Origin of the sequence: Mesorhizobium hunchu (assembly GCF_040081975.1) — a bacterium.
GTDB lineage: Bacteria > Pseudomonadota > Alphaproteobacteria > Rhizobiales > Rhizobiaceae > Mesorhizobium > Mesorhizobium hunchu.
Window position 1 is genome coordinate 109466 of sequence record NZ_JBEBMG010000004.1, and the last position, 14707, is coordinate 124172.

General features: G+C 63.6%; 15 protein-coding genes. 7 read left to right on the forward strand and 8 right to left on the reverse strand.

The window, feature by feature from the left end; genetic code table 11:
* Positions 1–45 precede the first annotated feature (45 nt).
* From scpA to ABMA46_RS09030, 4 genes are all read right to left on the reverse strand, one after another.
* A complete protein-coding gene (gene scpA / locus ABMA46_RS09015) occupies positions 46–2166 on the reverse strand; it encodes a methylmalonyl-CoA mutase (RefSeq protein WP_348999010.1) in 2121 nt (706 codons plus the stop codon).
* Complete coding sequence (locus tag ABMA46_RS09020; RefSeq protein WP_348999011.1) at positions 2163–3605, reverse strand: methylmalonyl-CoA mutase family protein; 1443 nt, start codon at positions 3603–3605, stop codon at positions 2163–2165. Before ABMA46_RS09020 ends, scpA begins: the two co-directional genes overlap by 4 nt.
* Before the next feature lie 266 nt (positions 3606–3871).
* Positions 3872–4675, reverse strand: coding sequence for a L,D-transpeptidase (locus ABMA46_RS09025; protein ID WP_348999012.1), 804 nt, complete (start codon positions 4673–4675; stop codon positions 3872–3874).
* A gap of 163 nt (positions 4676–4838) precedes the next feature.
* A complete protein-coding gene (locus ABMA46_RS09030) occupies positions 4839–5492 on the reverse strand; it encodes a haloacid dehalogenase type II (protein WP_348999013.1) in 654 nt (217 codons plus the stop codon).
* 134 nt (positions 5493–5626) lie between these two features.
* Between ABMA46_RS09030 and ABMA46_RS09035 the strand changes: the two genes are divergently transcribed.
* The 4 genes from ABMA46_RS09035 (at position 5627) to ABMA46_RS09050 (ending at position 8744) form a co-directional block, all read left to right on the forward strand.
* Positions 5627–6505, forward strand: a complete 879-nt coding sequence (locus tag ABMA46_RS09035) for a branched-chain amino acid aminotransferase (protein ID WP_348999014.1) — start codon at positions 5627–5629, stop codon at positions 6503–6505.
* A gap of 99 nt (positions 6506–6604) precedes the next feature.
* On the forward strand, positions 6605–7213 hold the full coding sequence (locus ABMA46_RS09040) for a superoxide dismutase (RefSeq protein WP_348999015.1): 609 nt from the start codon (positions 6605–6607) through the stop codon (positions 7211–7213).
* A gap of 134 nt (positions 7214–7347) precedes the next feature.
* Complete coding sequence (locus ABMA46_RS09045) at positions 7348–7788, forward strand: c-type cytochrome (protein WP_348999016.1); 441 nt, start codon at positions 7348–7350, stop codon at positions 7786–7788.
* An 8-nt stretch (positions 7789–7796) separates the two neighbouring features.
* Positions 7797–8744 (forward strand): c-type cytochrome, encoded by a 948-nt coding sequence (locus ABMA46_RS09050; RefSeq protein WP_348999017.1) that lies wholly within the window; start codon positions 7797–7799, stop codon positions 8742–8744.
* Between the two features lie 19 nt (positions 8745–8763).
* Here ABMA46_RS09050 and ABMA46_RS09055 read toward each other — a convergent pair whose 3' ends face one another.
* A complete protein-coding gene (locus ABMA46_RS09055; protein WP_348999018.1) occupies positions 8764–10869 on the reverse strand; it encodes a S9 family peptidase in 2106 nt (701 codons plus the stop codon).
* Between the two features lie 379 nt (positions 10870–11248).
* Here ABMA46_RS09055 and ABMA46_RS09060 point away from each other — a divergent pair, with 379 nt between their 5' ends.
* On the forward strand, positions 11249–11680 hold the full coding sequence (locus ABMA46_RS09060; RefSeq protein ID WP_348999019.1) for a Ros/MucR family transcriptional regulator: 432 nt from the start codon (positions 11249–11251) through the stop codon (positions 11678–11680).
* An 18-nt stretch (positions 11681–11698) separates the two neighbouring features.
* On the opposite strand, the gene ABMA46_RS09065 is transcribed toward ABMA46_RS09060, so the two are convergent.
* Positions 11699–12043, reverse strand: a complete 345-nt coding sequence (locus tag ABMA46_RS09065) for a cytoplasmic protein (protein ID WP_348999020.1) — start codon at positions 12041–12043, stop codon at positions 11699–11701.
* A gap of 217 nt (positions 12044–12260) precedes the next feature.
* Between ABMA46_RS09065 and ABMA46_RS09070 the strand changes: the two genes are divergently transcribed.
* Positions 12261–12668, forward strand: a complete 408-nt coding sequence (locus ABMA46_RS09070; protein ID WP_348999271.1) for a helix-turn-helix domain-containing protein — start codon at positions 12261–12263, stop codon at positions 12666–12668.
* Between the two features lie 23 nt (positions 12669–12691).
* Positions 12692–13480, forward strand: coding sequence for a DUF6456 domain-containing protein (locus ABMA46_RS09075; protein ID WP_348999021.1), 789 nt, complete (start codon positions 12692–12694; stop codon positions 13478–13480).
* Positions 13481–13484: 4 nt separating this feature from the next.
* On the opposite strand, the gene ABMA46_RS09080 is transcribed toward ABMA46_RS09075, so the two are convergent.
* Together ABMA46_RS09080 and ABMA46_RS09085 are read right to left on the reverse strand one after the other, a co-directional pair.
* Positions 13485–13910 (reverse strand): SufE family protein, encoded by a 426-nt coding sequence (locus ABMA46_RS09080; protein ID WP_348999022.1) that lies wholly within the window; start codon positions 13908–13910, stop codon positions 13485–13487.
* Between the two features lie 107 nt (positions 13911–14017).
* Positions 14018–14356 (reverse strand): DUF5330 domain-containing protein, encoded by a 339-nt coding sequence (locus ABMA46_RS09085; RefSeq protein ID WP_348999272.1) that lies wholly within the window; start codon positions 14354–14356, stop codon positions 14018–14020.
* Positions 14357–14707 lie beyond the last annotated feature (351 nt).

A 14707-nucleotide genomic window follows, 5' to 3' on the forward strand; every position in this document is an offset into this window, starting at 1 on the left:
CTATTGTTATAACTTCCAAAGGAAGGTTGCAACAGGAATTATAACTCAGTTTGCCAGCAGCCGCTCCAGCAGCCTTTCCGCCGCTTCGGGGATGACCGTACCGGGCGGGAAGATTTCGGCGGCGCCGGCTTTCAGAACGGCGTCGAAATCCTGGGGCGGGATGACGCCGCCGGCGACGATCAGTATGTCTTCGCGGCCGCGTTTCTTCAGCGCGTCCCTGAGTTCCGGCACCAACGTCAGATGCCCTGCGGCGAGCGAGGAAGCGCCGACGATATGCACGTCGTTGTCGACGGCAAGCTGGGCGATTTCCTCCGGCGTCTGGAACATCGCGCCCACCGTCACGTCGAAGCCCAGATCGGCGAAGGCGGTGGCGATCACCTTCTGGCCGCGGTCGTGGCCGTCCTGGCCCATCTTGGCGACGAGGATGCGCGGCTTCGAGCCGGACTTCTTCTCGAACGCCGCCAGTAGCTCTTCGATCCTTGTGACTGCCGCGGTCTCGCCCAACTCCTTGCGATAGACGCCGGAGATGGTCTGGACGGAGGCGACGTGGCGGCCGAAGGCCTTTTCGAGCGCCATCGAGATTTCGCCGACCGTTGCCTTGGCACGGGCCGCGCGGATGGCGAATTCGAGCAGGTTCTCGTTGCTTCGGGCGGCCCGTGTCAGCGCATCGAGCGCGCTTTCCACCGCGCCGACGTCGCGCGTGCCCTTGAGTTGCTGGAGCTTCGCCAGTTGCCGCGCCCTGACCTCCGCATTGTCGATCTTGAGGACGTCGACCTCTATATCCTGCTCGGGCTGGAAGGCGTTGACGCCGACCAGCATCTGTTCGCCGGCATCGATCCGCGCCTGCGTGCGCGCCGCCGCCTCCTCGATGCGAAGCTTGGGAATGCCCTTTTCGACGGCGGCGGCCATGCCGCCCAGGCTCTCGACTTCCTCGATATGGCTCATGGCGCGCCGGGCGAGATCGTGCGTCAGCCGCTCGACATAGGTCGAGCCGCCCCAGGGGTCGATGATGCGCGTGGTGCCCGATTCGCGTTGCAGCAGGATCTGCGTGTTGCGCGCGATGCGCGCCGAATGGTCGGTCGGCAGCGCCAGCGCCTCGTCGAAGGAATTGGTGTGCAGCGACTGCGTATGACCCTGCGTCGCCGCCATCGCCTCGATCATGGTGCGCATGATGTTGTTGTAGGGGTCCTGCGCAGTCAGCGACCAGCCGGAGGTCTGGCAATGGGTGCGCAGGGACAGCGAGCGCGGATCCTTCGGCGAAAAATTCTTCTCCATCAGTTGCGACCAGATCAGCCGCGCGGCGCGCAGCTTCGCCACTTCCATGAAGAAATTCATGCCGATCGCCCAGAAGAACGACAGGCGCGGCGCGAATTTGTCGATGTCGAGGCCAGCCGCGACGCCGGCGCGGGCATATTCGATGCCGTCGGCGATGGTGTAGGCGAGTTCGAGGTCTGCCGTCGCGCCGGCTTCCTGCATGTGGTAGCCGGAGATCGAGATCGAGTTGAACTTCGGCATGTGCTGCGACGTATAGGAGAAGATGTCCGACACGATCCGCATCGATGGTTTCGGCGGATAGATATAGGTGTTGCGGACCATGAACTCCTTGAGGATGTCGTTCTGGATGGTGCCGGCGAGATCCTTCTGCGCCACGCCCTGTTCCTCGGCCGCGACGATATAGAGCGCCAGAACCGGCAGCACCGCGCCGTTCATCGTCATCGATACGGTCATCTGGTCGAGCGGAATGCCCTCGAAAAGCTGGCGCATGTCGAGGATGGAATCGATGGCGACGCCCGCCATGCCGACGTCGCCGGCGACGCGCGGATGGTCGCTGTCGTAGCCGCGATGGGTGGCGAGGTCGAAGGCGATCGACAGGCCTTTCTGCCCGGCGGCGAGATTGCGCCGGTAGAAGGCATTGGATTCTTCCGCCGTGGAGAAACCGGCATATTGCCGGATCGTCCAGGGCTGCTGCACATACATGGTCGGATAGGGGCCGCGCATGAAGGGCGGCAGGCCCGGCCATGTATCGAGACCCGGCAATCCGCGGATGTCGTCCTGGCTGTAGAAGCGCTTGACCGCTATGCCTTCCGGCGTCTCCCAGGCCCCGATCGGCTCCGGTGCGGTCCGATCGGAAGCAAACCAGTCGATATGGCTGAAATCAGGTATCATTCCGGTGTTCCGGCGAGCTCTTCGGCGCGGCAGGGCAGGATCGGTTCACAATGCACGATCCCGTCGGTCGGCAGCGGGCGTTTTTGTGCGGCAAGCGTCTCGGCCGGACGCTCGTCCCGCAACGGATGCAAAGTCGCGCCGAGGATGACGCGGCGCCCGGTGCGATAATCCTGCGCCAGCTTCTCGCGGGCCTGCATGACGCGGGCCTGTATATGGCCGTCGCGAAGGCTTGCCAGCGCGCCGCCCTCGGCCTCGATGCGTTGGAATTCGGTCCAGGCCGCGGCGCATAGGCCGTCGGTGAGCGCCTCCAGGCTTCCGGACCCATAGGCAGGGTCGGCGACATGATCCAGATGGCTCTCGCGGGCCATGATGACCTGCGTGTTGCGGGCGATGCGGCGCGCGAACGCGGCCGGAAGGCCGTGAACGATCGTATGGGGCAGTACCGTGACCGAATCGGCTCCACCCACCGCCGCCGCGAAACCGGCCACGGTGTTGCGCAGGATATTCGTCTCGGCGTCGGCCGCGGCCAGCATGCGGTAGGATGTTTCGGCGTGGATGGTGGCCGCGGACGGCGGTATCGAGCAGACATCCTGAACGCGCGCCCACAGGCGTCGCAACGCGCGGATCTTGGCCATGGAAAGAAACTGGTCCTGATCGACGCTGACGGCGAAGCCGATATGCGGCGCGGCGTAGATGAGCGCCTGCCGCGCCTGTTGGAAAAGCCTCAGATGCGCCACCGCCGAGGCCAGCATGAAGCCCAGTTCCTGCGCCTCGGTCGCGCCGGCGTTGTGCAGCACCCGCCCGTTCGCCTCAAGCAGGATGCCCGGGACGTCGAGCGCGAAGAAATGCGCCAGCGACTGCGGCATGGACGCCTGCAGCGCCTCGATCGACATGCGCAGCCGCCCCGTGCCGGCAAAGATCGCCGCCGGATCGATGCCGAAGGAAAGGCTGAGCCTTGCGGGGTCGGCGCGCCGCCGCGCCAGCAGCGCGACCAGCCAGTCCGCCATGGCACGGCTGGCCGGATGGACGTCGATGCGCAGATGGACCTGGTTGAGCGAGACGCCCTCCAGCACGGCCTCGAGCGTTTCGGCGCCCAGCGGCAGGCCGTAGCCGAAAGCATTGGGCGCGCCCTCGAACACCAGCGACAGCCCGGTGGCGCCCTGCGCCAGGTCTTCGGCCACCTGCCTGCGGGCGCGCTCGACGTCCGGATCGTCGATCCGCTGGCAGACGATCCAGGGTTGCGCCGGATTGGCGCGAAGGCAGGGCCGGGGCTCCGTCGCGCGTTCAGTCAGCGGTTCGATTCGGATGCCGTCGCTGGTTCGCGAAACCAGTGTGTCCTCGAACGACCGGCCGCCGAGCGATTTGGCGACGAGGCCCAGCCAGCGCTCTCGCTCCGGATTCTCCGTTTCCGATGTATCGTTCAAGGCTCCGGCGCCCATCCACGGTCCTCTCGCAAGCCGGCCGCACCAGCCTCATACATACTCTAAGGTTCGTTCCGACATACCGCAATGCAACGAATGGATTGTGATCCGGACGTTGCGCCTCTGCCGGAAGCCGGAGCTTCTCCTACTCCACCACGGCAACTGCCACGGGCTGATCACCCGCGCGGCCGGCATCGGCAAGGCCTCAGCCATCGGTCGCATCATTCCGGGCAGTCTTTCCGGAAGACGACGAGCCCTGCCTTGCCGATTGCTCCGGTCCGACCTTACTGCGCCGGGCCGAGCAGTTCGGCGTCCTGCGGCACGCCGGCATCGATCGCGATGGCGCGGTGGAAACGGCCTGACACGGCCATCGGCTGTCCGATATCGCCGGTGACGATGACGGGGGTCTTGGCGGGCACGCGGCTGTAGAGGTCGATGATGTCCTGGTTCATCAGCCTGACGCAGCCTGACGAAACCGACTTGCCGATCGAATTCCACTCCGGCGACCCATGCAGGCGATAGAGCGTATCCTTGCCGTTCTGGAACAGGTAGAGCGCGCGTGCGCCAAGCGGATTCATCAGTCCGCCGGGCATGCCGCCGTTCTTGGCGCTGTATTTCGTCAACTCCGGCTGGCGTGCGATCATCTCGTCCGGCGGCGTCCATTTCGGCCATTTCTGCTTCCATTGCACGACCGCGTCACCGGACCATTCGAAACCGGCGCGCCCGAGCCCCACGCCATAGCGGATGGCCCGGCCACCCGGTTGAACCAGGTACAGGAAGTGTCCCGTCGTATCGACCACGATCGTTCCCGGCGCCTGGCCGGTGGGATCGTCGACGATCTGGCGAAGGAATTGCGGATCGATCTTCTGGATCGGCACTGCCGGAATCTCGAATCCCTCGTCGACGACCGGCCCGTACATTGTGGCATAGTCCGGCAGCGCCGGTTCGACGGGCTCGTTGTATTGGGGAGACGGCGGGCCACCGACGCTGGCACAGCCGGCCATCGTCATCGAAACCGCTCCCAATGCGGCCACGGTCAACAGGTCACGGCGATTGACGACGCCGGGAGCGAATAGGTTCTTGGGCATACTGGCCTTTCCGATTGCAAGTGCCGGGACAGGCACGTCGCGCCGGTCCGGAGAAGATGGACGCCTTATGCTTCTTCAAATCGGGCAATAAGGTGAACGGTTCCTGAAAGCCGTGGAGATGCCGGCCGTCCTGTGGCCGATCGGCAACGGTCCGCCCGCACCTTCAGGCCAGGCCTTCCAGCGAAGGCAGGATCACGGCGGGCGGCAGGTCCGCATATTCGTCGGGCATGCCGCTGCGATTGATCCAGACGGTCCGGAAACCCGCTCTTGTGGCTCCGGCGACATCCCACCGGTTGGACGACTGGAAGGAGACGGCGTCCGGATAGAGCCTCCAGGCGCTCGTCACCATCTCGTAGACCGATTGGTCGGTCTTGAAGCGCCTGATCCCGTCGACCGAGAATACCTCGTCGAGCAAGGTGTCGAGGGCGGCCGCGCGCACGATCGGCTCGAGCATGGCCGGCGATCCGTTGGAGAGAATCGCCAGCTTCGCGCCGGATGCCTTGAGGGCTTTGAGAACCGATGGAACTTCCGGATAGCAATCTAGCTTGAGATAGGCATCCAGAAGGTCGCTGCGCAGTGCGCGGTTCGCGGACGGCACACGGGCATAAGCGAAATCCAGCGCCTGTTCCGTCAGTTGCCAGAAATCGGCGTAAGCGCCCATGAGCGTCCGGACCCAGGAATATTCCAGTTGCTTGGTTCGCCAGATCTCCGACAGAAGCTGGCCATCCGGGCCGATCGCCTCCGCGTGCCGCCGCACCGCGGCATGCACGTCGAAAAGGGTTCCGTAGGCGTCGAAGACATAAGCGGGATATTGCATCGCGAATTTGTGAAACGCATTTGCGCCGGAAGCAAGGGGAACGCGACGCTGGCCTCACCGAAACCGCGCCATGCCGGTTGACGGAGCGGGACGAATTTCTCCAATAGCCTGTGATCAGTTGAGGAGCCGCTACCATGACATTGGCCGTTGCCGCGCAGTCGCTCACCTGGACGTTCGTCGATGGAGACTGGCACGAGGGCAATGTGGCCCTGGTCGGTCCGCGAAGCCATGTCATGTGGCTGGGGTCGAGCGTTTTCGACGGCGCCCGCTGGTTCGAGGGCGTCGCGCCGGACCTCGACCTTCATGCGAAGCGGGTCAACCAGTCGGCCGTGGCGCTCGGCCTGAAGCCGACCATGACGCCCGAGGAAATCGTCGCCTTGACCTGGGACGGGCTGAAGAAGTTCGATGGCCGGACCGCCGTCTATATCCGCCCGATGTACTGGGCCGAGCATGGCGGCTATATGGGCGTGCCGGCCGACCCGGCCTCGACCCGCTTCTGCCTGTGCCTTTACGAATCGCCGATGATCGCGCCGTCCGGCTTTTCGATCAGCGTTTCGCCGTTCCGACGGCCGACCATCGAGACCATGCCGACCAACGCCAAGGCCGGTTGCCTCTATCCGAACAACGGCCGCGCCATCATGGAGGCCAAGATGCGCGGCTTCGATAACGCGCTGGTCCTCGACATGCTGGGGAATGTCGCCGAGACCGGATCGTCCAACATCTTCCTGGTCAAGGACGGCCATGTTTTCACGCCGGCCGCGAACGGAACCTTCCTCTCGGGCATTACGCGCGCCCGCACCATCGTGCTTCTGGAGGGTTCCGGCATCCGTACCACCGAGAAGACGTTGTCGGTGCGCGACTTCCTCGAGGCCGACGAGATATTCTCGACAGGCAATCATTCGAAGGTGGTCCCCGTCATTCGTATCGAGGATCGTGAATTGCAGCCTGGTCCGGTGGCCGGGAAAGCCCGGGAACTCTATTGGGAGTGGGCGCATTCGGGTTCCGCCGCCTAGGCGAAACGCAAAATAGGTTCGGCCAGGACGGTTGTTCCGCTTCGTGCCGGACCTATGTTAGATCGATCGACACCGCTTTTTCATGAGGGAGTAATATCCATGGCTTTCGAACTGCCCGCCCTGTCTTACGATTACGAGGCGCTTCAGCCCTATATGTCGAAGGAGACGCTGGAGTATCACCACGACAAGCACCACAAGGCCTATGTCGACAACGGCAACAAGCTTGCCGCCGAGGCTGGCGTCGATGCCAGCAATGCCAATCTCGACGAGATCGTGAAGCAGTCTTTCGGCAAGAACGCCGGCCTCTTCAACAACGCGGCCCAGCACTACAACCACATCCATTTCTGGAAGTGGATGAAGAAGGGCGGCGGCGGCAACAAGCTGCCCGGCGCGCTGCAGAAGGCCGTCGACAGCGACCTGGGCGGCTACGACAAGTTCAAGGCCGATTTCGCCGCCGCCGGCGCGACGCAGTTCGGCTCGGGCTGGGCCTGGCTGTCGGTGAAGGACGGCAAGCTCGCCATCTCCAAGACGCCGAACGGGGAGAACCCGCTGGTCCACGGCGCCACCCCGATCCTCGGCGTCGACGTGTGGGAGCATTCCTACTACATCGATTACCGCAACGCCCGGCCGAAATATCTCGAGGCGTTCGTCGACAATCTCATCAACTGGGATTACGTGCTCGAACTCTACGAAAAGGCGACAAGCTGAGTTTTGAAGGCCCCGGCAATGTTCGGGGCCTTTTTCTTTCCGTAAAAAGAAGAAGCGACCGGAATAAATGGAGTACCGGTTTCGTTCGGTAGAGGGGCGCTTTCGCCCTGGATGTCAACGTGGAGCCCAAAGGAATGAGAAAGCTTATACTCGCCATCTCCGTCCTCGCACTCGGTAGTGCCGCCGCCTCCGCCGATCCGATCGGCGACAGGCAGGCGCTGATGAAGGAACGCGGCAAGCTCGTCGGCGGCCTTGCCAAGATGGTCAAGGGCGAGCAGCCCTTCGATGCCGACGCCGTTCTGGCCGCTCTGAAGGGCCTCGAGGCGAATGCCGAGAAGTTCGACGCCGAGGCGCTGTTCCCGAAGGGCAGCGAAGCAGGCGGCGACACCACGGCCGCGCCGAAAATCTGGGAAGACATGGCGGGCTTCAAGGCGGCCGAGGACAAGTACCTGGCCGACGTGAAGGCGGCGGTCGATGCCGCGCCGTCCGACGTCGACGCGCTGAAGGCCCAGATCGGCAAGATCGGCCCCGACTGCGCTTCCTGTCACCAGTCTTACCGCATCAAGAAGGGTTGATCCCGGCCATGAGCCGGGCGCGCAGGCTTGTCGGCGCCGGCATCGTCGTTGTCGGCGCGGCCGCGGTCGCCGGCTGGTTCCTGTCGGCGCCGGTGCGGCTGGATGCGGCGACCCTGGCCGGACTGCATCCCGGTGACGCGACGAAGGGCGAGCGCATCTTCAACGCCGGCGGCTGTGTCTCCTGTCACGCCAGACCTAAAGCCGAAGGGGAGGCCCGTCTCGAACTGGTCGGCGGCGTCCAGCTCAAGACACCGTTCGGCACGTTCGTCACGCCGAACATCTCCCAGGATCCGAAGGACGGGATCGGCACCTGGTCGCCGCAGGATTTCGCCTATGCGATGCTGCGGGGCGTCGCGCCGGACGGCACGCATCTCTATCCGGCGTTTCCCTACACCTCCTATGCCCGCATGACGCCGGCCGACGTCTCCGACCTCTTTGCGTATCTGAAGACCTTGCCGGCAATCGCGGGCAAGCCCGGCCCCAGCCAACTCTCCTTTCCGTTCAATATCCGGCGCGGCATCGGCGTCTGGAAGCGGCTCTATCTCGACAGCGCGCCCGTCTTCCAACTCGCCGCCGATGCGCCGGAAGCCGTGCGCGCCGGGCAATACCTCGTCGAAGGTCCGGGACATTGCGGCGAATGCCATACGCCACGCTCGTTTGCCGGCGGCACCATCAAGGGAGAATGGCTGGCAGGTGCCGTAGCCGCCGAAGGCGAGGGGGTCGTGCCCAACATAACCTCCGGCGAGGGCGGCATCGGCGACTGGTCGGCCGCCGACATCGCCAGCTATCTCGAAAGCGGCTTCACGCCGGATTTCGATTCGGTCGGCGGGGCGATGGTCGAGGTCCAGCAGAACATGGCGCGGCTGACGCCTGAGGATCGCGAGGCGATCGCGGCCTATCTCAAGGCCGTTCCGCCTCATCCGAACGGCTATCCGGCCCGCAAGCCGGAAAGCTGAGCGTCACTTTCGCCGGGGATCAGGCCGTGAGGTTCGCCTTGCCCGTCACCTTGAGCGCGAACGCGTAAGTATAGGCCACCTCTTCCAGCCGCGAAAAGCGCCCGGAGGCGCCGGCATGTCCGGCGTCCATGTTAATCCTGAACAGGATCGGACTGGCGCCGGTTTTCATGTCGCGCAGCTTCGCCACCCATTTGGCCGGTTCCCAGTAGGTGACGCGCGGGTCGGTCAGGCCGGCCACGGCCAGAACCGGCGGATAATCCCTTGCGCCGACATTGTCATAGGGAGAATAGGCCGCGATCGTGCGGTAATCCTTTTCGGACGCGATCGGATTGCCCCATTCCGGCCATTCGGGCGGCGTCAGCGGCAAGGTCTCGTCCAGCATGGTGGTCAGGACGTCGACGAAGGGGACTTCCGCGACGATGGCGCCGAAGGCGTCCGGCGCCATGTTGGCGATCGCGCCCATCAGCATGCCGCCCGCCGATCCGCCATGCGCGACGATGCGGTCGTGCGCCGTATAGTTTTCCGCCACCAGGTGCCGGGCGACCGAGATGAAATCCGTGAACGTGTTCTCCTTGGCCGCGCGCTTGCCGTCCTCGTACCAGGCATAGCCCTTGTCCTTGCCGCCGCGCACATGCGCGATGGCGTAGACGAAGCCCCGGTCGACGAGCGAAAGACAGTTGGTGTTGAAGGCGGCGGGAATGGTGATGCCGTAGGCACCGTAGCCGTAGAGCAGGCAGGGCGCCGAGCCGTCGAGCGGCGTGTCGCGACGGTGGAGCAGGGAAACCGGCACCATTTCGCCGTCCTGCGCCGGCGCCATCAGCCGGCGCGTCACATAGAGGTCGGGATCATGCCCCGACGGCACCTCCTGCGTCTTGAGCAGGGTGCGCTCGCGGGTGCGCATGTCATAGTCGAAGAGCTGCGCCGGCGTCGTCATCGACGAATAGCTGAAGCGCAGGACATCCGTGTCGTATTCGTACGAGCCGGAGAGGCCCAGAGAGAAAGCTTCCTCGTCGAAGCTGATGACGTGTTCGTCCCCGCTGGCGCGCTCGCGCACCACGATGCGCGGCAAGCCGTCCTTGCGCTCCAGCCGCACCAGATACCGGGCGAATCCGATGATCGACAGGATCAGCCGGCCCGGTTCGTGCGGAACCAGTTCGGTCCAGTTCGACCGCGTAGGATCGGCAACCGGCGCGGTCATGATCTTGAAATCCTTCGCGCCGTCTGCGTTGGTCAGGATGAAGAAGATGTCGCCGCCTTCTTCGAGGTCGTATTGCAAGCCGGTCTCGCGCGGGGCGACGATTTTGGGTTCGTCGTGCGGGCGGTCGGCGCTGAGGATCCTGTATTCGGATGTCTCGTGATCGTTGATGCCGATCATGATCCAGTCGTTGTTGCGGGTGCCCCCGACATTCATGAAGAAGCCGGGATCGGCCTCCGCGTAGACAAGCCGGTCGTTCGCCGGATCGTCGCCCAGAACATGATGGAAAATCTTCGACGGTCGATGGTTCGAATCAAGTCTCGTATAGAAGAAGCCGGCATTGTCGGCCGACCAGACGCCGCCGCCGCCGGTATCGCCGATGACGTCCTCGAGATCGGCCCCGCTATCGAGATCGCGCACGCGCAGGCTGTAGAACTCGGAGCCCTTGTCGTCATAGGCCCATAGCAGGCGCGCATGATCCGACGAATGGTCGATGCCGCCGAGCCGGAAATAGGCCTTGCCGGCGGCCTCGGCGTCGCCGTCCAGGAAAATGTGCTGCTCGCCGCCGTCCCGGGGCGTGCGGAAATATCTCGGCTGTTCGCCGCCGATGCGAAAGGAGGAGCCGTAGGCGTAGGGACCGTCCTTCATCGGTACGGAGGAATCGTCCTCCTTGATGCGTCCTTTCATTTCCGCGAAAAGAGCCGTCCGAAGAGCGGCCGTATCCGCCATCAGGGCGGACTGGTAGGCGTTCTCGGCGTCGAGATGCGAACGGATGTCGGGCGCAAGCAGCGACGGATCCCGGAACACGTCCTGCCAGTTGTCGGCGCGCATCCACGCATAGTCGTCGATCCGCCTGATGCCGTGATGCTCGTCTTGCGTCGGCTTCTTCTGCGGCCGCGGCGGCTCGACGGCGGGGAAACTTGCCTTCATTCTTTCGATCTCGTCATTGCGACACAGGTTGCGGGCAATGAACATGTCCGAGCCGGATGCTCAAGCGTCAATTAGATCTGAACGGCATTGTGATGAGCACGCCAATGGCTTGTTGCCGATGTGAATCGACTGGCGCAAGACCTGTATCGTTTTGATACTCTGGAAAGCGTTGGCCTATTTTCTCACAAAAGACGTGCTTCATTTAAAAATATTTGTTGAAGAAAGGATAAGTAGAGAAGTTGCACGAATTGACTTGCGCAGCCTTCAGGTTCATGAAGTCTTCCGCAAAGCGAATCGTTCGTCGCTTCTGGCGAAGGTCGCGCCAAGCCTCGGTCTGAACGGGGCATCAAAACCATAACTCTCGTTGGGACCTGGAACCATGGATACTGCAGAAGCGCCTTCCCGAAGCAGCGAAATGCTCATCGAACTGACAGCCGACGTCGTTGCGGCGTATGTCAGCAACAATCCCGTGCCGGTCGGCGAATTGCCGAATCTCATCGCCGATGTTCATGCGGCCCTGGGGCGCGTTTCCGAGCCGGCCGAGCATGTTCAGCCGGCTGAGAAGCAGAAGCCGGCCGTCAATCCGAAGCGCTCCGTGCATGACGACTACATCGTGTGTCTTGAGGACGGAAAGAAATTCAAGTCGCTGAAGCGCCATTTGATGACCCACTACGGCATGAGCCCGGACGAATATCGCGAGAAGTGGGGCCTCGACGCGTCCTACCCGATGGTCGCGCCAAACTATGCGGCGGCGCGTTCGCAGCTTGCCAAGAAGATGGGGCTCGGACGCAAGCGCAAGGGCGGCCGGTAAGCCGGTCGCACTCTCCGATCAGCGGCGCCTTCGGGCGCCGTTTTTCTTTCCGGCCTGTTCGCGCGGATAGCCGTTGCGGCCAGATGCGCCGTCACGGTCCCGTAACCTGTCGAGCGCCTGTTTGAGCGCGATATGACGGTTCAGGTCATAGCTCCAGTGGCGGCGGGCGCCCTTCAGTCTTTCCCTTTCGATTATTCGTTCCAGCCTTAGGATCAACGCCGCTCTCTCGGAGGGGCCGGCTGCGAAGGCGGCGCTCAGGTCGGCCCCGCAAAGAAGGCTGACGGCAGCAAGCTGTCGCGCTTCTTGGATCCACTCCCGCTTTTCGTCTTCGAAAGCCCTTGCTTCGTCTTCCAGTTTTCCCATTGCCCATCCCGCCTCGAAAGGACTGTGACTATGGGCAGCGGCTTCCGCCGTGGGGAAAAGCCGGGTAGGGAAATTTCTGACGGAAAAAGAAAGAGAGATTTGTTTTCAATGCCTTGTCGAAATCGACGAGGGCAAACGGTTCATCATTTGTTCACAGGTCGGAGGTGTCCGTCTATAAGGAACTTATTCCTATTTGGGAGGAAGTTTCGTGCCTTCGATGTTATCGGCGACCCTGGAAAAGCATCCGCAGCAAACGCCGGCTGCCGCCCCAGATGCGGCGTTCCATGCCAGTTCCAAGCGGCGCGATGAGGTGGCGCAGGAAATGTGCGAGTGCCTTATCGATATCGTGGCGGCACTCTTTTCCGTCTCCAGCAAGGAACTGCGCAAACCGGGGCGAACCGCGGATTCGATATCGCGCGTCAGGCAGATCGCCATGTATGTCGCCCATGTCGTGCTTCGCCTGACGCAAGGAGAAGTCGGGCGCGGCTTCGGTCGCGACAGGACAACCGTCATCCATGCCTGCCACATCGTGGAGGACTTGCGGGACGACGCGGAGTTCGACCGTGCCGTCTCGATGGTCGAACGCATCGCGCATGCCGCCTTCCGTTCCCGGGTGGACCTTTGAGCGTGGGGATGCAGGTAAATGACATGACCGACGGCGGTCAGCGTGTCCTGAGGTTCCTGGCCGCGGGGGCGGCGTCGGTGCGGCCGGCGGCCGGCGCCGGGAAGCTGATCCTCGAAGCGGGTGGACGGGGCGCCGTGGCGATTGACGCCGCCCTGCTGTCCATGCTGGCCGCGCGTGGCATCCTGGCACGGAGTTCGCACAGCGTCGCCCTGTCCGCGCAGGGTTTGTCGCTGGCGCGTCAATTGGTCTTGGTCCCGGCGCCGCGCAACAGGGATGGTCAGATCGGGTTGACCGGAATCGAAGCCGACTCCGGCCCCTCGGTTGCGCTGGCCAATCTTGCCGAATCTCCGCTCGCGCAGCTTGCCCGCCGTAAGGGGAAGGACGGTCTTCCATTCCTCGACGAGAAGGAATTCGGCGCAGGCGAACGGCTGCGCGCCGACTACACGCGCGGCCTCATCATGCCGCGCCTCGGTGCGAACTGGGAAGCCAGTGTCGCCTCCGGGAGGCGAAGCGGTTCCGGCGGCGGCATTGCCGGCCTGACCGACGCCGCGCTCGCGGCCCGGCAGCGCGTGGAAAATGCCGTCGCCGACGTCGGACCTGAATTGTCGGGCGTGCTGATCGACGTCTGCTGTTTCCTGAAGGGGCTCGAGCAGGTGGAAGCCGAACGCCGCTGGCCGGTGCGCTCGGCCAAGGTCGTCCTCAAGACCGCCCTGGGCGCGTTGGCCAGGCACTACGCGCCGCCGGCGCCGTCAGGCCGGCGAAAGCCGGTCCTGCACTGGGGCGCCGAGGACTATCGGCCCACGATAAGCTGACGGGTCAGCCAGCCGTGGAAAACGCTTCCTCGGCGTTGCGCTTGATGCGCTGGACCATGGAACGAAGGCCGTTGGCGCGCTGCGGCGACAGATGCTCGTCGAGGCCGAGCGACTTGAGCGCGGCTTCGGCATCCGTCGCCAGGATCTCGCTGGCGCGACGGCCCGAAAAGAGCGCGAGCACGATGGCGACCAGGCCGCGCACGATATGCGCATCGGAATCACCGCTGAACGTGACGACGGGATCCGTTCCGCTGCCGATTCCGGTGGTCAGCCAGACCTGGCTGACGCAGCCCGGCACCTTGTTGGCCGGCGTCCGCTCGCTGTCGGGAAAAGGCGGGAGGCCTTCGCCCAGCTCGATCACGTAGCGATAGCGGTCTTCCCATTCGTCGAGAAGGGAGAAATCGTCGCTTATGTCTTCGAAGGTCGTCATTTGTGTCGCATATAGGGGCACGCGACAGGCGCGTCACGAAAAAAGAACACCGCGGGCGCCGAGAGGGAAGGCGGCCCGCGGTGTCGCCGTTCAAGCGGCGGAGAGGATCAGTTCTTGGCGGGCGCGCTCCCGACCTCAGCTTCGGGGACGCTACCCGTAACGGTGGTCTGGTCGGGCGCTTCGTTTTCGTCGCCGATCAGCTCGGCGGCGATCTTCGCCGTGGCCTTGGCGCGAACGCCGATCGTATGCATGGCCTGCTTGCCGGTTTCACAAACGTCGGGCCTGCGGTCGCACATGCCGGCAATGTCGCCGACGGCGTCGCGCGCAGCCAGCAGGGCCTGGATCGGACCGACGCTGTCGTCGCCCGAAGTGCCCGAGCCTGCGCCGAACGGGAGCAGCAGCAGGACCAGCGAAAACCAGAAGGCCGCTCTTATCAGGAAACCCATTTTCATACCCTCTCGTCGTGACCGGGCGCCGGCTCGTCGGCCGAGCCTCTTTTCTGCATCGACCATGACACGATCACACAAAAGACGGCTTGCATGAAGCAGGAGGATTTTCTGAAAAGTTTAGACAAATCGGCAGGAAACCGTTCACGCCTGCCTTGCCCCGGTTTCAGTCGGCTTTGTCTTTTACTAAATAGAAACCATTTAAAAGATTGATTATAAAACATAATATTATAAATTCTTCGCCAAAGTCGGCGCCAGTATGCCATGTCCGGTAAGTCACCCCGGGCTAACCGCCCGTTTACTATGGCGGCAGAAGCGGGGGCATAGCGATCGCCATGCCCGAATATTTGC